18 protein-coding genes are annotated in these 17,455 nt (G+C 29.0%); 14 read left to right on the top strand and 4 right to left on the bottom strand.

Translation table 11 applies throughout. The features are described 5' to 3' along the window. Positions 1–19 precede the first annotated feature (19 nt). From ABXT52_RS05455 to ABXT52_RS05415, 9 genes are all read left to right on the top strand, one after another. Complete coding sequence (locus tag ABXT52_RS05455; RefSeq protein ID WP_415271558.1) at positions 20–1,366, top strand: GAF domain-containing SpoIIE family protein phosphatase; 1,347 nt, start codon at positions 20–22, stop codon at positions 1,364–1,366. 1,161 nt (positions 1,367–2,527) lie between these two features. Beyond that, complete coding sequence (pilM, locus tag ABXT52_RS05450) at positions 2,528–4,915, top strand: pilus assembly protein PilM (protein ID WP_415271557.1); 2,388 nt, start codon at positions 2,528–2,530, stop codon at positions 4,913–4,915. Between the two features lie 2 nt (positions 4,916–4,917). Continuing rightward, entirely contained in the window at positions 4,918–5,304 is a 387-nt protein-coding gene (locus tag ABXT52_RS05445) for a hypothetical protein (protein WP_415271556.1), read from the top strand. A gap of 22 nt (positions 5,305–5,326) precedes the next feature. Beyond that, the gene (locus ABXT52_RS05440) at positions 5,327–5,596 is read left to right on the top strand and encodes a hypothetical protein (protein ID WP_415271555.1); all 270 of its coding nucleotides are present in this window, start codon (positions 5,327–5,329) and stop codon (positions 5,594–5,596) included. Further along, entirely contained in the window at positions 5,583–6,086 is a 504-nt protein-coding gene (locus ABXT52_RS05435) for a pilus assembly protein PilP (RefSeq protein WP_415271554.1), read from the top strand. Before ABXT52_RS05440 ends, ABXT52_RS05435 begins: the two co-directional genes overlap by 14 nt. Positions 6,087–6,088: 2 nt before the next feature. Beyond that, a complete protein-coding gene (locus tag ABXT52_RS05430; RefSeq protein WP_415271553.1) occupies positions 6,089–7,645 on the top strand; it encodes a pilus assembly protein PilQ in 1,557 nt (518 codons plus the stop codon). Continuing rightward, entirely contained in the window at positions 7,645–9,396 is a 1,752-nt protein-coding gene (locus ABXT52_RS05425) for a GspE/PulE family protein (RefSeq protein WP_415271552.1), read from the top strand. The genes ABXT52_RS05430 and ABXT52_RS05425 overlap by 1 nt, the downstream gene beginning before the upstream one ends. Positions 9,397–9,398: 2 nt before the next feature. Continuing rightward, complete coding sequence (locus tag ABXT52_RS05420; RefSeq protein ID WP_415271551.1) at positions 9,399–9,599, top strand: hypothetical protein; 201 nt, start codon at positions 9,399–9,401, stop codon at positions 9,597–9,599. Then, complete coding sequence (locus ABXT52_RS05415) at positions 9,565–10,632, top strand: type II secretion system F family protein (protein ID WP_415271550.1); 1,068 nt, start codon at positions 9,565–9,567, stop codon at positions 10,630–10,632. The genes ABXT52_RS05420 and ABXT52_RS05415 overlap by 35 nt, the downstream gene beginning before the upstream one ends. Here the strand turns inward: ABXT52_RS05415 and ABXT52_RS05410 are convergent. The 3 genes from ABXT52_RS05410 to ABXT52_RS05400 form a co-directional block, all read right to left on the bottom strand. After that, entirely contained in the window at positions 10,625–11,056 is a 432-nt protein-coding gene (locus ABXT52_RS05410) for an ATP-binding protein (RefSeq protein WP_415271549.1), read from the bottom strand. The two genes, ABXT52_RS05415 and ABXT52_RS05410, sit on opposite strands and share 8 nt — an antisense overlap. A gap of 9 nt (positions 11,057–11,065) precedes the next feature. Then, positions 11,066–11,365: an STAS domain-containing protein gene (locus tag ABXT52_RS05405; RefSeq protein ID WP_415271548.1), complete on the bottom strand. Its 300-nt coding sequence runs from the start codon at positions 11,363–11,365 to the stop codon at positions 11,066–11,068. 63 nt (positions 11,366–11,428) lie between these two features. After that, positions 11,429–11,647, bottom strand: coding sequence for an STAS domain-containing protein (locus tag ABXT52_RS05400; protein ID WP_415271547.1), 219 nt, complete (start codon positions 11,645–11,647; stop codon positions 11,429–11,431). 158 nt (positions 11,648–11,805) lie between these two features. Between ABXT52_RS05400 and ABXT52_RS05395 the strand changes: the two genes are divergently transcribed. The 5 genes from ABXT52_RS05395 (at position 11,806) to ABXT52_RS05375 (ending at position 16,407) form a co-directional block, all read left to right on the top strand. Next, the gene (locus ABXT52_RS05395; RefSeq protein ID WP_415271546.1) at positions 11,806–12,291 is read left to right on the top strand and encodes a type IV pilin protein; all 486 of its coding nucleotides are present in this window, start codon (positions 11,806–11,808) and stop codon (positions 12,289–12,291) included. Between the two features lie 26 nt (positions 12,292–12,317). Beyond that, positions 12,318–12,734 carry a type IV pilin protein gene (locus tag ABXT52_RS05390; protein WP_415271545.1) on the top strand — a complete coding sequence of 139 codons (417 nt, stop codon included), beginning with the start codon at positions 12,318–12,320 and terminating at the stop codon, positions 12,732–12,734. 71 nt (positions 12,735–12,805) lie between these two features. After that, a complete protein-coding gene (locus ABXT52_RS05385) occupies positions 12,806–13,096 on the top strand; it encodes a hypothetical protein (RefSeq protein ID WP_415271544.1) in 291 nt (96 codons plus the stop codon). Between the two features lie 14 nt (positions 13,097–13,110). Next, on the top strand, positions 13,111–15,348 hold the full coding sequence (amt, locus tag ABXT52_RS05380) for an ammonium transporter (RefSeq protein ID WP_415271543.1): 2,238 nt from the start codon (positions 13,111–13,113) through the stop codon (positions 15,346–15,348). A gap of 210 nt (positions 15,349–15,558) precedes the next feature. Continuing rightward, positions 15,559–16,407, top strand: coding sequence for a bile acid:sodium symporter family protein (locus ABXT52_RS05375; protein ID WP_415271542.1), 849 nt, complete (start codon positions 15,559–15,561; stop codon positions 16,405–16,407). Here the strand turns inward: ABXT52_RS05375 and ABXT52_RS05370 are convergent. Beyond that, positions 16,400–17,380: a helix-turn-helix transcriptional regulator gene (locus ABXT52_RS05370; protein ID WP_415271541.1), complete on the bottom strand. Its 981-nt coding sequence runs from the start codon at positions 17,378–17,380 to the stop codon at positions 16,400–16,402. The two genes, ABXT52_RS05375 and ABXT52_RS05370, sit on opposite strands and share 8 nt — an antisense overlap. Between the last annotated feature and the right edge of the window lie 75 nt (positions 17,381–17,455).

The following is a 17,455-nucleotide window of genomic DNA, read 5'->3' as shown; positions in this document are numbered from 1 at the left end:
GTAAATAGAGGCTGGGAGTATGAATAATGAGTTCCATCAGCCTCAAAACTATCAAAAATTTAATGAATATCAATTTATAAATAACATGTTCTTTGGTGCTAAAAAAACAGAAACAATCAAGGTTGATAATACGAGTATTAAAGACTTAGAATTAGTTACAAAAATGAGCCAAGAGTTTGCAAAAACTCTTGATTTAAAAGAAACATTACAAACCTCATTGGAAGTAATTATCAAAAGAATTAATGCCCAAGCCGCTAACATTTTTTTAATAGATGATGATAAACAAAATTTTCAATGTATTGCATCAAAGCATCAAGCATACTTAGAAGACTTTGAAATTCCAATTACACAAGGTGTAATGGGAAAAGCAGCACTTATGAAAGAATGTATAAGAGTTGGTGATGTTAGAAAGGATGTAAGAGAAATTGCTGAGTTCTATTTTGATTTAGATAATAAAACAAACTTTACAACTTATTCCGTTTTATGCTCTCCATTAATCGTTTCAGATGAATGCATTGGTGTTATTCATTGTTTAAATAAAAAAACAGACAATAAACTCTTTGAAGAAAGTGATAGAAAACTTTTAGAAACTTTATCTGGTCCTGCAGCATTAGCAATTAGAAATGCAAAGATGGCAAAAGACTTGATTGATAAAAATAGAATGGAAAAAGAAATAGAAATTGTTGGTGAAATTCAAAAAACATTACTATCTCAAAATATAAAAGAAAATTTTCCTATTGCTGGAATAAATATTCCTGCAAAAGTTGTTTCTGGAGATTTTTATAATTTTTCAGAATTATCTAATGGAGTTTATGGGTTTGGAGTTGCAGATGTATCGGGTAAAGGAATTAAATCTTCATTACTAATGTCAAAAGCATCAAGTCTCTATAGATGTTTAAGTAAAACAAATTTTTCTGCGGCAGGTCTTTTGGATATTTTAAATACAGAGATCTGTGAAACCACTTCAAGAGGAATGTTTGTAACAATGTTGATTGGAATTTATGATAGAAACAAAAAAGAATTAACTTTAGCAAATGCTGGTCACGAACCTCCGTTAATTTATTCTAATGATGGAAATTTTTCTAATTTTGAAGAAGCTGGACCACCTTTAGGCATAGCCCCTAAATTTAAATTTAAAGAAACTAAAATTAGTTTCTCAAATAGTTCAATGTACATCTTCACTGATGGCATTACTGAAATAAGAGATGACAAAGGAAACATGCTAGAAGCAGATGGGTTTAAAAATTATATTAAAAAGTATCAACAAATTCCAAACCACGAAAGATTAAACAAGATTATTGAAGATATAATTAAATCTGGTCGTATACAAAAGGATGATTTAACAATTGTAGCAGTTGATGCTTAATAATTATTAGTAAATTAGTTATTATTTAAAAAATATTTTTATTTATCTTCTTTTAGGGAGAACTAAATAGATTTAAGAGTAATTTTGAGAAGAAAAGATTAGTTCAATTTAATATTTGCCTTTATGGTTCTATTTTAGGTTGAAATCACAAAAAAACGCTCAAAAAATCTCTCATGCGTCATATTCAATGACTTCAATTGATTTCAACTCATGAGTGTCCTATTATCTCGTTTATAGATTGTTATCAAAAAACATTGTCACCATGAGTAATAATCAATTTTTAATTGAAAATTACAAAATATATCAATATTATATTTGAGGAATAGGTAATATTACAATTATCCAAATTATTATAATATTTGTATTTATCTCTAGCACAAATCAAAAAATTTCTAACACAAATCAAAAAATTTCTAACACAAAAATCATAAATGCATTAATTATTCAACTATCGTTGATTTTATTGGTTTATTTATAATTTTTGAAAAATATCGTATCTCTAACACAAAAAAACTAATTTTTTACCTTGTCTTTCAACAATCGTTGATTTTATTGGTTTATTTACAATTAGTAGAAAATACCATAGCTCTAACACAAAAAAAATTTGCTTTTGACTTTATTTGTCGATTATTAAATCTCTAACACAAAAAAAATACTTTTTGTCCTTATTTTTCAATTATTGTTGATTTTATTAGTTTATTTTTGATTTGTGAAAAATACCATGGCTCTAACACAAAAAAAAATAGTTTTTTGAGATTGTTTATAGATTTTTATATCTCTAACACAAAAAATTACTTTTTGATTTTATTTTTTCAATATAATTGATTTTACTAAAATTCATAAATTTATAATGATTCTAAAAAGCTCAACAAATTTTGAAAAATTCTAATATGTAAAAATTTTATAAGTTTTTTTTGAGATAAATTAAATTCCCCAAAAGCTAATACATAAGAAATGATTATAATTTGTGTTAGAGGTAAATTCAAATTTTATAAAAAAGACATTTATCCTCACATTTTAATACGGACCTAAAAAATTGATTTTGCTTGTTTTTTTAAATACTGCCCGTTTTGAGCACTATAATCATTATCTTGTGTAAGAGTTTATCCTTTTTGGTGTTAGAGATTCACTAGTTTAGTTAAATAAATATATTTAAATATTATGAGTGATCAGGAAGAAGACGATAAAAAAAATTTAGATAATACATTATCAGACAGTGATAATAATAATCAATCAGAAGTTGATTTAAATAATCAACCTCAGAGCGAAGAAAATCAAAACCAAAATAACGAACCCGAGTCAGATAATGAAAATCAATCTATAGTTGATTCAAATAATCAAACTATGAATGAAAACAAATATGAAAATCAAGAAACTGATTTAAATGAAGAAGTTAACAATCAAAAGATTGAAGAAAAAATAATTGTAGAAACTTCAGATGAAATAAAAAATGAAAATAATAAGTCGTCTCATCAAGTTATTCATAAAAAAGAAGGTAGATTACATATTTATGTAAGGCAGGATAAATATAAAGGTGAACTCAAATCAAAAAATTGGGTTGGTAGGCTTTATATTGATGGTAAACAAAAAATTTCATCTTCAGGCACAACAAACTTAGATGAAGCAATACAAATTTTAGAAAAATGGTTTGATGATATCCAAGATGAAAGTGAAAGATTAAAAAATGAAAATAGTTTAAATAAAAATATTAATCAAGAAGCAACTGAATCTTCACCAACCGATACTTTAACAAATAATCAAATTAATAATCAGACTCAAGAGCAAACAACTACTCAAGATCAAATAAAAAATAAATTATCAAATATTTTTGGAAAAATTAAAGAGATTAAAATTAAAAAACCAGATTTTGCAAAAAATTTTAACAAATCATCTTTTAATAAATCTAAAGTTGCTAATTATAAATCAAAACTTGAAAATTTCTTTAAGTCTAAATTAGGTAAATCTAGTGTGCAAGGTGAAGAAATAATTGGTGTAGAACTTTCAAACAAAGAAATAAGAATAGCTCAGGTTTCAAGCAACAAAGCTAATCAATGGGTGTTAGAAAAACTACATATCCACCCAGTTGACATTACAGATGATAGTACACCAATTGATAATGCAGATAAATTTTCAGCGGAATTAATGTTAGCGATTCAAAAATATAAAATAACTTCACCCAATGCAGCAATTGCTATTCCAGTAACTAGTGCAATTATAAGAGTGGTTACAGCACCTTTAATGAAAGACGAGGAGTTAAATAAAGCAATCGAAACTAATTCATTATGGGAAAACCTAGTTCAGTTAACAGATAGTTTAGAAGATTATTCTATTTTTCATCAAGTCATTAATAGAAATGAAAAAGAAAATACAATGGATCTTTTATTCGTTGCATCAAAATTAACAGATATAAATAGCTATACCTCAATAATTAAAAATGCAGGTTTAAATCCTGTAATCATTGATGTTAAATGTTTTGCTTTAAAATCAGCAGTTGACCAGGTTAATCAAATAGCAAATAAAACTGAGGATACTAATTTAACTGCCGTTCTAGAATTTGGATTAGATGAAAATTATTTGATGATACTCTATGATAATAATCCAATAATAACTGATATTTTTATTAGAGGGCAAGATAGAAAAATTTTACAAGATTCACAAAATAATGAAGAGAAAGAGGGATTAGTTAGAAGATATGTTGCTCAAGTTAAGCAAGCTATTCAAGATTTTGAGACTAAATATGAAAAAAGAATCAGAAACATTAAAGTTGTTTCAGATATCAAAAATGTAGATGAATATTTAGCAAGTTTTAGAAAAGCTTTAATGAATATTGGGTTTAATACTTTTGATCCTACAGAAGGATTAAAAATTCCAAGCCAAAATCAGCAAATTTTAGATAACAAGTTAAATAGATCCTATCTATCAACTTCTGTTGGTTTAGCTTTTAGAAAACTTGATGTCTTTGGCTATTATAAATTTGTTACTGCAGTTAAAAATATAAATCTTCTTCCTGATAGATCAAATGTGATGAAGCAAAAAAAGATGAAAGCAATTTCAGGTTTTGCATTCAAAGGAATTACTGCTGCGGTAGCTGCAATTTATGTTGTATTATTTGGTTTATCTTTTTGGAACATTATTTCTTACAACAATAAACTGAAACAATATGAGGCTGTAAAAATAGATCATACTAAAATTATAAAACAGAAAAAAATAGTTTCAAAAGAATTTAAAGTGATTAATACATCTTTAAAACTAAGCAAAACACTTAAATCAAATAAAGAATTAACTTATAGAATTCTAGCTCAAGTAGCTTCAAGCGTCCCCAACAGAGTAAAATTTGATCAAGTTGTGTTTAATGGATCTAACAGATTAACTATTCAAGGGTTGGCTGCAACTGATCAAGATATATTAAAATTTATAGAAAATTTAAGTAAACAAAAACTGGTTGAACAAGCATCCCTATCATCAATGCGATTACCAAAATCTTCAGCAGGTAGTGCTACGATGAAAGGCTTTAGAGTGTTTGTAAAAATTAAAAGAAGCACAATATAGCAATGGATATAGATTTAAAAAATATTAATATTTCTGACATCAAAGATCAGATTACTAAACTAGCTGATAAAAAAACTCTTATAAAAATAGGAATAATTGCAGGTGCAATTGTTCTTTTCTTAATAATTTATTATGCAATTTTAAACCCAATGGCTAATTCTAGAAAAGCTAAATTGAATGATATGAATTTAAAAAAACAAGAAACTGAACAGTTTACTAGTGATGTTTATTCAATGAGGGCAAAAATTAAAAAACTTAAACCTGAATACGAAAAATATTCTAAATTATTTCATTCCAAATCTGAAGTAGAAGGCCTTTTACAGACATTAAGTGAATATGCTGGACAAAATGATTTAGTGATCACAAGTATAGAAAAAAAAAGAAATTAAAGAAGTTTTAAAAGCACAAGCTTTGGCCAAAGCAGATGGTAAAAAAGTAAAAAAAAAGAAACAAACTCAAGTTAAAAATATTAAAAATATTGCCTATTATTTGATCCCTGTAGATTTCGAAATTGACGGTAATTTTTTGGGCTATATTAAATTTAAGAGATCTCTATCACTTTCTAACAAGATGTTAAATTTTGACAAAGAATCAATTCAGGTGGTAAAGGGAAATAACACTGGAGCAATAAAAGTAAAAGGAACATTAACTATAGTGGGGTTACCAAATGAATTTTTTTAAAATAATTATTATTTCAGTATTCTTTATATTGTTATCAAAAGTTTCCATGGCAGATAGTCATGATAAAGAGCAAAATATTATTGAAAAAGCAAAAGAGATAAATAAAAAGATTAAAGAAAAACAAGCAAATTCACAAAAAAATATTTCATCAGAGATTAATGATGAGGAACCGCTGCCGCTAAATGATCCTTTTGCTGGAGATAGCTCTTTAAGTGGTGCAACACTTATAGCAAATAGCGCAGAAGAAGCCGCAAATGAAATGAGTTTATATAAGTTTAGATTAGTAGGAATAATGACTTCTGGAAATGATGATGGATTTGTATCATTAATTAACTCAAGTGGAGATGTGACTACTTTAAGTCTGTTTGAGGAATTAAGTCCTGGTGTGAAATTCATTGGAGTAACTAATGATGAAGCAGTATTCGAAAAAAATGGAAATTCTTTTTTAGTGATAAATTTTAAAAACCAAATTACAGAAAGTACTAAATAATTATGAACTTTAAAAAAAATATATCATTCTTAATTTTACCTTTATTATTAATTTTTCTTACAGGTTGTGTGGGAAGCTTTCCTAAAAAGAGTGGGTCTTTTAAACACGATACACCACTGATAAAAACTGATATTAAAAAAATTGGACAAAAAGAAGTGGATAAAAGTGTGGAGATGGGACCAATTCCCGTTGAAGGTGACGTTGTTGAGCTAAAAAAAAGAAAACAAATATCATCTGTCAAAGAGAGAAATTACTTATTAATTTCAGATGATTTTCAAAATTTAAAACAAAATGTATCTTTTAAATTTCAAGCTTTAGATTTTAAAGAAGCAATGAAATTAATGTCTGAAATTGGAGAAATTAATATTTTAGTAGGTGAAGATGTTGCAGGAGCAATAACAGCAGAATTAGATAATGTGCCTTGGGATAAAGCATTTAATGCATTATTAGATTTAAAAAATTATGCAGCAGATATAGATGTAGCAAGTAATATTATTAGAGTTTCAACACCTGCTAATTTAACTTCACAGGAAGGTTATAAATCAGCTAGAGCATCGGCGGTTAAGAAGAAAGTTGAATTAGAAGATTCTGTTGAGCCAATTATTTCAGAAATTTTTAGACTTTATTATATAACTCCCACAGAAGCTAAAGCAACAATCACAGAATTATTTACAACTGTTGGAACTAGCGGAAATTATATACCAATACAAGTAACCGAAGAAGTAACTACAAGATCAATTATTGTTAGAGGTAAAGAAAAGGATTTAGATATAGTTGATAAAGTAATTAGAGAAATTGATAAGAGAACTAAACAAGTTTTAATAGAAGCTTTTATAGTTGAAGCAACTTCAACTTTTGCACAAAATTTAGGGAAAAGACTTGGAGCTGCTTACACAAGAAAAAGTGTAAGAATTGGTGGTACCCAAGGGGGTAGCAGTGTAGGAGCGGCATCTGGATCAGGGGCTGCATTATCAGACTCGTCCGGAGCTTTTACAAGTGGAGCTGGAACAGATAATTTAGTAAATTTTGGATCTGCTGCTGCAACAAGTGGAATTGGAATATTGAAAAAAACTGGTTCAGCTGTTTTAAAAGTTGAACTTGATTTTTTAGAGTCTCAAGGTTTATCAAAGACGGTATCTAATCCAAAATTATTTACATTAGACAATCATCAAGCAAGTATTAATCAGGGTGAAACAATTTATATTGATGGTGGAGATGGAGAAGATAAACCAGTTGATGCATCATTAAAACTAATAGTAACCCCAAATATTATAGGTGATGGAAACGTCATGCTTTCAATTCAAGTAAATAATGACACTCCGAACAGATCATCTCCAGGAACACCAGGTGTAAATAAAATGGAGATAAACACCAAACTATTAGTTGCGGATGGAGATATAGTTGTAATTGGGGGTATCAAAAAAAATAATATAGCGAATAATAGAGAGGGTGTTCCAGGAACGAAAAAAATACCAGTCCTAGGAAAAGTATTGAGCGGAAAATCAGATTCTGACACAATGACTGAGCTGCTAGTATTTATAGCTCCAAGGGTTTTATAATGTTAAAAATTAGTAGAGAAAGCGAAATTAACTTAGTTAATGTCTTGATTGATAATGACATTATTTCAGGAAAAGATTTAATAAATATTAAAAAAGTAAGTACTGAAAACAATAAGTCTCAAATTGATGCAATATTTGAGTTAAAACTCACTGATGAAAAAAAAATAATTGATCTATTAATTAAAGAACAAAATTTAGAAACAATTGATTTAAAGACAGTTAAAATTACAGATGAAATAAAAACAGTTTTACCATCAAACTATATAAAGATAAATTTTGTAGCACCATTTAAAATTGAAGGAAAAACTTTGCACATGGCAATTCCAGATAGTTCAAAACTGGGATTGATGAGAAATTTAAAAGCTATTACAAAAAAAGACATTGAACTACACGCTGCAAAAATAACTGATATTTCTGAATATATTGAAAGATTATCAAATGAAACAGATGAAGTAACAATTGCATCAATACGTAGTGATAATAGAAAAAAAACTAAAACTTTTGAAACTGATTTAGGAGATGCAGGAGAAGTTTTAGAGAATACGCCAGAAGAAGATATTGAAGCAATTGAAAACGAGTCAGAGGTAATTAAATTTAGTACAGCAGTTGTAGCCGATGCAATAAAAATGGGTGTGAGTGATATTCATATTGAGCCTTACAGATTCAATTCAAGAGTAAGATATCGATTAGATGGTATGCTTCAAGAGCAAGAAACTTATAGGCAGTTTTTACATGATAATTATGGGGCAGTGGTTACTCGATTTAAAATTATGGGTAAACTAGATATTTCTGAAAGAAGATTACCACAAGATGGAGCCATTAATTTTAAAATTGGCAACAAAGTAGTTGATCTACGTTTATCAATATTACCTACAGCAAATAATGAGAGAATTGTAATGCGTATTCTTAATAAGGACGCAGGAGATATCACTCTTGAGCAATTAAATTTTGAAAAGCAAGATTTAGAAAGTTTAAGAAAAGGAATTCACAGTAGTCAGGGATTAATCTTGGTAACAGGGCCAACAGGATCAGGTAAGTCGACAACATTATATAGTATTTTAAAAGAAGTAAGTCGTCCTCATTTAAATATTTTAACAGCCGAAGACCCCGTGGAATATGAATTAGAAGGTGTAGGACAAGTGCAAATTAAAGATGATATTGGCTTTACTTTTGCTAAAGCCTTAAGATCTTTTTTAAGGCAAGATCCAGAAATTATTCTAGTTGGTGAGATGAGAGATAAAGAAACAGTTGATATAGGGTTAAAAGCTGCTCTTACAGGTCACTTAGTGTTTAGTACGTTACACACTAATGATGCTCCAAGTACTATTACTAGATTACAAAACATGGGAACACCCGATTACTTAATAAGTGCTGCCTGCCAACTTGTTGTAGCTCAAAGACTAGCTAGAAAAAATTGTAAAGATTGTAGAATACAAGATGATGACGTTAATCCTAAAGTTCTTAAAGATTTAGGTTTTAGTGAAGAAGAGGCATCTAAAGTTAAGGCTATAAAAGGTAAGGGTTGTGGAAAATGTAGCGACACTGGTTACAAAGGTCGACAAGGTATTTATGAAATTTTAGTGGTGTCAAAACCAATCAAAGAAGCTATTTTAAAACAAGCAACCACTCCTGAATTAAGAGAAATAGCAATTAAAGAAGGATTTAGAACGATGCAGGATATGGGTAGAAGAATGATTGCATCTGGTGAACTTAATTTTAGAGAATATGAGAGAGTTCTTTCAAGCGAATAAAAATGGAAGCTTTTACTTACAAAGGAATATCTGAAGGTAAGTATATAGAAGGAGACATTGAGGCAATAAATCTTGATGAAGCTTCTCATTTATTAAAAGAAAAAAAAATAATAATTACCAACATAAACAAGTCTAAGAAAAAAAAAGAGGGGGCAAAAAAGAAATCAAGTGGCTCATCTTTTTTTGGGAAAAAAAAAAGTTAAAATAGAGGAAATTCTTATATTTTCTAAACAATTTGCAACTATGGTTAAGGCAGGTTTACCTATTTTACAGGTCTTAATAATGTTGAGAGACCAATTAGAAAGTCCTGCTATTAAAGAAGTAATTGAAGATATCAGAAAGAGTTTAGAGGGAGGTGTAAACTTATCAAGATGTTTTGAAAAATACCCTCAATATTTTGATAACGTTTATGTAAACTTGATAAAAGCTGGTGAAGCAAGTGGTAAGCTAGATGTGTTTTTACTTAAAATAGTTGAATCATTGGAAAAAAAAGAAAAGATTAAGAAAAAAATTAAAGGGGCTTTAATGTATCCAGCGATTATGTTTACAGTAGCGATTACTGTAAGTGCTTTTATGTTGATTAAAGTAGTTCCAGTATTTGCAAAAATGTATGATGGAATGGGCCTAGAATTACCCGCAGCAACAGCAACAATTATGGCAATGAGTGATTTTTTAAGTGGCACAGGTGGAAAGGTAATTTTTTTTGGAGGGATAGCGGGATATTTTGGGTTTAATTTTATTGTAAAAAGAAATGCTGCAATCCGCTTTAAATGGCATCAACAAATTTTAAAATTACCAATTTTTGGAGATATGATTTTAAAATCTCTACTAGCAAGAGTTTCATTAATTATGGGTAATTTAAGTGCAGCCGGTGTTAATTTATTAGAAAGTTTAGAAATTGCAAAATCAGTTAGTAATAATGATGTGGTAACTGAGGCACTTGAGAATGTAAAAAAAGGTGTTTTTTCTGGCGACACATTAACTAAGCTTTTTTTAAAAGAACCATTATTCCCTCCAACTTTTAGTCAATTAATTTCTGTTGGTGAACAAACGGGTCAATTAGATGAAATGTTTAATTCTGTATCTGCTTATTATGAAGAAGAGTTTGATACCACGGTAGACAACATGTCTGCTTTAATTGAACCTATCATGATTGTTTTTATGGGAGTAATGATTGGCGGTTTAATGATAGCGATGTATTCACCAATATTTAACGTTGGTGCTTTAATTAACTAATTTTTTTTGTTAAAACTAAATTATTAATCCAGGGCTTTTTTCCTGGTTCAAACTTAATTGAGTCCATTATTTCTTGAATAAAAAAAGTTCCTAGTCCACCTGGTTTAATATCGTCTATCGCTCTATGTTTAACTTTACTTTCTTCTACCGGTTTACCTTTATCAAAGAAAGAAATCTCTAGAACCTCATCTTTACAAGATATTCTTACTACCATCCTATCTTGAGTGTTGGGAAAATCTTTATAAGCATGTTTAACTATATTTTGTGCAGCTTCAGCAATAGCCAAAACTAACTCTTCTCTTAAATCTTCATCTATTTTAAATTTTTCAAAAACATCTCTGGAAAAAGCTCTTACGTCTTTTAAACTTGCTGAGCTAACTAAAAAATCTTTTTTCTCTGATTGATTTAAGTTTTCCATACTCATGAGTTTTAATTATTCCAAGTTTAAAATTTGTTCTAACTTTGCCATCATGATTACTTTTAAAACTGATTTACTCACATCTTTAATGATAACCTTTGTTCCCTTCTCTAGGGCTTTTTGATGACTTTCTATTAAAACCGAAATCCCTGAAGAGTCCATGTATTGAACGTTACTTAGATTTAAAACAACATCTTTACCAGAGTCGATTTTTGGAAAAATAACTTCCTTAACTTCCTCTGTTTTATCCATATCTATTTCACCATCTAAAAATATGGTACTTATATTATCTTCTTCTGTAATTTTGTATGTCATAGAAACTTCCTTGCCATTGCTAAAACTTTTTCAACAGGTTGACTAACTTCTTTAAGTTCAACTTTAGTATTTTTTTTCTCGAGCTCTTTGATTGCTCTCTATAATTACAGATATACCAGAAGAGTCCATGTATTGTACATCTTTTAAATTTAAATGAACTTCTTTACCAGAATCAATTAAAGGAAAAACAATTTCTCTTACATCATCTGCAATATCCATATCTATTTCTCCATTAAGAAAAACAGTACTTACATTTTCATTATTAGTGACTTTAAATTTCATAATTTTTTTATTTATATAACTAATAACGAAATTAAGTAATAATAAAACCCGATTTGAGCAGTTATGTTTAATTATCGTTGATAATGATGGTAATCTTAGTTTACTTCATAAAAAAATATTATAAATTTAAACATAACTAATTAATAAAAGAGGAAATTATGAAAAATAATAAAGGTTTTACATTAATTGAATTGCTAGTGGTTGTAGCAATTATAGGAATTTTAGCAGCAGTTGGTACAGTTGCTTATAACGGTTATACTGCAGGTGCAAAAAAGAATAGCGCAAAATCAAATCATGCTTCATCAGTTAAATATATAGCTTCTGAGTTACAAAAATGTGCAATGGATAGCTCTGCAAAAGGATTTAATGATGATGATTTTTGTGGAACAGATTTTACAGCAACAACGACAGCCGCGGCTGCAATAGATGCGCTTGCTGATTTTAAAAATCCTTTCTACAACAGCACTTCTGCTATTGTTGGTTCAGTACCGGCTACAATTACTGGTCTAACAGGAGCTCCTGGAGATCAAGGATTTGTTGTGATTGTTGGTAATGACAGTGACAAAACTATAACTCTTACAACTTGTACAGAAAAAGGTGCTTGTGCAGCAGAAACAGTAACAAATACTGTTGAAGTTGAATAATTCGTTATAGTTGTAAATAAATTTTGATGACCACTAAAAGTTCAGGCTTTAGTTTAGTTGAGCTTTTAGTGGTTGTTGCAATAATTGGAATTTTATCTGCTGTAGGAGTTGTTAGTTACAATGGATATGTTTCAGGGGCCAAGAAAAAGTCTGCCCAAAATGTGATGCAACAAATTTCTTTAGCTCAAACAGAAGAATATTCAAATAGTGGAGGTTATTATACTCAGGCTGACAGTAGTTGTACGCCAACTTCATCAACTTCAGATGCTATTGAAGCAATCTTGTTTGGTGGAGGGGATCAAATTGCTAAAGACATGGGTTATGAAATTTGCATTGCAAGCACAGGCTCATCGAACTTTGATATAATTGCTGAAGAAGTTAGTGGTGCTTGCCAATTAACACTTAGTCGTAACGGTAATTTTACCAGAGGTGATGATTGTTAAAAAATTAGCTAACCACCCATAATGGTTAGATTTATAGTTTTAAGTTAAATATTCTTGTATAAGTTGATATCGTGAAAAAAATTATTTTAATATTCTTGCTTATGCCATTATTAAATAATTGTGGTCCATATTCTGCAGCACTTGGGCCAAGCTTAACTCTAGTAAACTCTGGAAGTATTTTACAAGCATCAGCATCTTATGCTGGCTCCTCAGCAATGAAAAAATTTAAAAAAGATTATATCAATGAATTAAATGTAGAAAAAATTTGTCCAACGGTCCATTCTAGTGAGTTAAATGAAATTTTTTTTGAAACTATAGATCATATGGATTGTTATTTTGACCCCATGAGTATTCATAGATAATATATGAATTATTTATGAATAAAGCTGAAACTTTAACATTAATTGAAAAGCTTCAGACAAATATATATCAATTAGAACTCTTAAATAAAGGTGCTATAAATTCTCTAGAGTTTCGTCTAGATAAAATTTTTCAAGCTAATCTAGATATATTGTGGTTATTAATTTGTGCCATTCTGGTTTTTATAATGCAAGCAGGTTTCATGTGTTTGGAAACTGGTTTATCTAGAAGTAAAAATAGTATTAATGTTGCTCTTAAAAATATTAGTGATTTTGGGATAGCCGTTGTTGTTTTCTGGGCATTTGGATTTGCGTTGATGTATGGAACTAGTGTTTCAGGATTATTTGGTAATAAGTTTTTCTTCTTCACCACAAAAGTTGCCGGATATCAGACATACTTTGTTTTTCAAGCCATGTTTGTTGCAACCGCAGCAACCATTATCTCTGGTGCAGTTGCTGAGAGATTAAAGTTTGTCTCTTATTTAATTATCACATTTTTTACCTCTGGTTTGTTTTTTCCTATAGTAGGCCATTGGGCTTGGGCATTTAATTTTGACAATCCCTCTCAAAAATTTGGCTGGCTTGGTAAATTAGGATATTTAGATTTTGCTGGTTCTTCAGTAGTCCATTCTGTAGGCGGTTGGATAGCTTTATCTGTATTATTAATTATAGGCAATCGTACTGGAAGATTTAGAAAAGATAATTCACACAAAACTTTTCAAGGGAGTAATATACCCATGGCAGCACTAGGGGCATTAATTTTATGGTTTGGGTGGTTTGGATTTAATGGTGGTGCTAATGGTGCAATGGATTTAAAACTTCCATTAATTCTAATTAATACTTTTTTATCTGCATCATTCGGACTTATTTTCTCAAGTGCTATGGGAGCAATTATTTTAAAAAAACCAGAACCACTATTTATGATTACAGGTCCTCTTGCTGGATTGGTTTCAATAACTGCTTCTTGTGCTTACGTTGATCCTGCAGATGCAATTTTAATTGGAAGCATTGGTGGAATTATTTCAAGTGGAGCTATTGTACTTTTAGAAAAACTTAAAATTGATGATGTTGTAAGCGCAATTCCAGTTCATTTGGCTGCTGGAATTTGGGGAACAATTGCAGTTGCTTTATTTGGAGATTTTCAAATGATGGGTGTTGAAAAAACAAGATTAGAGCAATTATATATTCAATTTATTGGGATTGTATCAATTGGTAGTTTTTGTTTCTTTGGCTCTTATATAATTTTTAAAACTATTAATTCATTCTTTCCATTAAGAGTTGGAAAAATTCAAGAAGAGCTTGGTCTTAATATTTCAGAACACAATGCATCAACAGATACCCATGAATTATTAGAGGTATTAACTGAACAAGTTAAAACTGAAGATTATTCTTTAAGAGCTCCTCAAGATCCTTTTACTGACAGTGGAATCATTGGCACACAATACAATGTTTTAATGAACAAATTAGAGCAAAGTGAAAAGCAAAAAAATAAATGGAAGAATAGAGTTTCTAATGAAATAAAACTCGCAATGAATGTTCAAAAACGTTTAATGCCAAAAAGAAATATCGAAAATTACCCAATATTTGGATTGAATATTCCTGCAAGAGAAATCTCTGGAGACTTTTATGATTTTTATCTTCATGATGATGAAGTTTATTTCACCCTATCAGATGTTTCAGGCAAAGGTGTTAATGCGGGAATGGTTATGGCAAAAGCTATCACGTTATTTAAAATTTTTGCCAAACAAAAATACAAGCCTAATGAAATTTTATTAGAAATGAATAATGATTTAAATGAGACTAATCCTGCTGGTACTTTCATTACCTCAATTGTTGGAAGATATAATTTAAAATCAGATTTAGTTGAAATTGCAAATGCTGGACATCTGCCAGCCTTATTAAAAATTGGTGAAGACTTTAAAGAATACCCTTCAAGTGCAATGCCATTAGCAGTTGTTAAACATAAAGATGAAACTGTTTATAATTTAGAAAGCTTTAAGTTAAATAGTGGAAGAATTTACTGTTTCACAGATGGATTTTCAGAATGTATGAATGAAAATAAAAAAGAAATAGGAATTGATGGTGTAAAAAAATTAATATTAAAACACACAAGCCCTTCATTACAAAAAGAATTAGAAAGTGTCACAGAGGAGATTCGATTAAAAAGTTTGAAAAAAGGAACTTCAGAAGTAGGTGTTAAAGAAAATAATGATATTCTTGATGATGATCTAACAATTGTTGGAATTGGTAAATAAGAAATTATACCAATCGGTATTCATAAATAACACATAAGTTATTAAAGAAATTTTAAGAGTTGTTATTAATTTTAGCTAATTAATCACATCTATAAAAATGGCTATAACTTTATTTTTGAGGATTTTTCTTATTCTATTTACAACTGACCAAAATGGGTTGACAACTGACCATAATGGGTGGATGTTACTTTTAAATTCTAAATAAGATTAATGGAAATAGTAACTAACATCGCCCCAATTGCTCTAGCCATTATTATGCTTGGTTTAGGAGCCTCTTTAACTGTAGATGACTTTTTAAGAGTTGTAAAAAACCCTAAAGATTTTTTTATTGGTTTTATTTGTCAGTTAATTGTTTTACCAATTGTTGCTTATTTACTTATCATTACTTTAAGTGTGCCGATTGAAATGGCCTTAGGAGTAATGTTGATTGCGGCTGCTCCAGGGGGCGTAACCTCAAATGTTCTTACAAAATTTGCAAATGGTGATGTAGCATTATCAATATCACTGACAGCGGTTATGAGCTTATTAAGTATAGTTACGGTGCCATTTATTGTCATCAATTCAATTAATATATTTGATATCACCTATGTTGAGAAAGACATAACAATGGTAGCTATAGCTTTAAAAATGTTTTTTGTAGTCACAGTTCCAGTAATAATTGGAATGACTATCAGATATTTTGCAGGTGATTTAGTGATTAAAAATTTGAAGTTAATTCAAAGATTTTCTATTGCATTATTTTTACTTGTTTTTGCAGCAATATATATTGAAGAATGGGATAAAATTGTAAGCTTTTTAACTCGAGCAGGTTTAATAGCCCTAGTATTAAATCTAACTATGATGGTGATAGGATTTTATGTTGCTAAATTTTTTGCATCAGGTGTACCTCAACAAAAAGCTATCTCTTTAGAGTGTGGTTTGCAAAATGGAACTTTAGCAGTTTTTGTTGCAACTCAATTATTTGATAATATTATTTATATGGTGCCAACCGCTGCTTATGCCTTAGTAATGATGGCAACCTCTGTAATCTTTGTTTTTATTTTAAGAAAATCTAATTAGAATTTATCACATTAATTTGGTTAAAAACCCTATACAAAAATTTACTTAAAGCATTCATATTTCTATCTTGTAATTTAGAAATCACTTTAAATTGTTTACTTTGCACACCTATACCAAAAGTATAAAGTTTTTTTTCATCAATATTTAGAAATTTATTTTTAATTAAAAATTCTAGTTTTCTAACAACCGTTGCCCTTGGAATTCCTGTTATCTCAGCTATAGAAAATGCATTAATACCAATATGATCAGGTTTTTGAATTTCTTTAAGATATTTTTTTCTATCTAAATTTTTATTTTTAAAATTTTTATTTTGGACAGTATTAATCAATACAATAAACCCTACACATATTGTTTCTAAATCTTGAGTTTTAGTACCTGCTTTCCAGCTGTTAGCGAAAATAAATATAAACTTGTAAAATTGATACCAACAAAAAGAAAAGTTTTCTTTAATTAATTTTGAAATTTCTTCTGTATCAAAAGATTTATCAACTATATTTTTATCTTTTAATACTTCACTAAATTTAGAAACAAAAACACTTAAATCATTTAAAGTTATATTGGGCTTTGCTTGTGAAAAACCAGATATTTCAATAGAGATTTTTTTCCCTTTTCGTTTAATAATACCTCTTTCTTCTAATTCAGATATTTTTCTTCTTACATTCTCTTTAGGTATTAGAAGGTCTTTTGCGATATCAGAAATATTAATCTTTGGAATTTCTAATGATTTATCCTTATAAAACTTATCGTAATCAACTATTAGTCCATTTTTTTTATAGAATATAAAGTCTTTATTAATCAGATAAATTAAAATTATAAACTTATCGATACCCTTATGAACTTTGTAAGCATTTATAAGCCAGCTACTAACTAATGTATAATATGCAGGGGCTAATTGACTAAAATTTTCATTAATAATTTTGAAGATTTTTTCTTCATCAATTTCACTAGATATGCTTGGAATATTTTTTATCATTTTTTATTTAAGAGTTATAAATTGGTATTTCCACCCATTTTGGTCAGTTGTCAATGAGTCAAAATAAATCTTAAA

The organism is Candidatus Pelagibacter sp. Uisw_121 (genome assembly GCF_047722545.1).
In the GTDB taxonomy this organism is placed as follows: Bacteria; Pseudomonadota; Alphaproteobacteria; order Pelagibacterales; family Pelagibacteraceae; genus Pelagibacter.
Note: the sequence above shows the minus strand (reverse complement) of the source record. Positions and strands in the feature narration are given on the sequence as shown.

Coding starts and splice junctions, on each gene's coding strand:
- amt (WP_415271543.1), top strand. CDS start 13,111: ATGAATAAAGCTGAAACTTTAACATTAATTGAAAAGCTTCAGACAAAT.
- ABXT52_RS05445 (WP_415271556.1), top strand. CDS start 4,918: ATGGATATAGATTTAAAAAATATTAATATTTCTGACATCAAAGATCAG.
- ABXT52_RS05410 (WP_415271549.1), bottom strand. CDS start 11,056: ATGAGTATGGAAAACTTAAATCAATCAGAGAAAAAAGATTTTTTAGTT.
- ABXT52_RS05430 (WP_415271553.1), top strand. CDS start 6,089: ATGAACTTTAAAAAAAATATATCATTCTTAATTTTACCTTTATTATTA.
- ABXT52_RS05390 (WP_415271545.1), top strand. CDS start 12,318: ATGACCACTAAAAGTTCAGGCTTTAGTTTAGTTGAGCTTTTAGTGGTT.
- ABXT52_RS05370 (WP_415271541.1), bottom strand. CDS start 17,380: ATGATAAAAAATATTCCAAGCATATCTAGTGAAATTGATGAAGAAAAA.
- ABXT52_RS05405 (WP_415271548.1), bottom strand. CDS start 11,365: ATGACATACAAAATTACAGAAGAAGATAATATAAGTACCATATTTTTA.
- ABXT52_RS05420 (WP_415271551.1), top strand. CDS start 9,399: ATGGAAGCTTTTACTTACAAAGGAATATCTGAAGGTAAGTATATAGAA.
- ABXT52_RS05455 (WP_415271558.1), top strand. CDS start 20: ATGAATAATGAGTTCCATCAGCCTCAAAACTATCAAAAATTTAATGAA.
- ABXT52_RS05425 (WP_415271552.1), top strand. CDS start 7,645: ATGTTAAAAATTAGTAGAGAAAGCGAAATTAACTTAGTTAATGTCTTG.
- ABXT52_RS05395 (WP_415271546.1), top strand. CDS start 11,806: ATGAAAAATAATAAAGGTTTTACATTAATTGAATTGCTAGTGGTTGTA.
- ABXT52_RS05400 (WP_415271547.1), bottom strand. CDS start 11,647: ATGAAATTTAAAGTCACTAATAATGAAAATGTAAGTACTGTTTTTCTT.
- ABXT52_RS05435 (WP_415271554.1), top strand. CDS start 5,583: ATGAATTTTTTTAAAATAATTATTATTTCAGTATTCTTTATATTGTTA.
- pilM (WP_415271557.1), top strand. CDS start 2,528: ATGAGTGATCAGGAAGAAGACGATAAAAAAAATTTAGATAATACATTA.
- ABXT52_RS05375 (WP_415271542.1), top strand. CDS start 15,559: ATGGAAATAGTAACTAACATCGCCCCAATTGCTCTAGCCATTATTATG.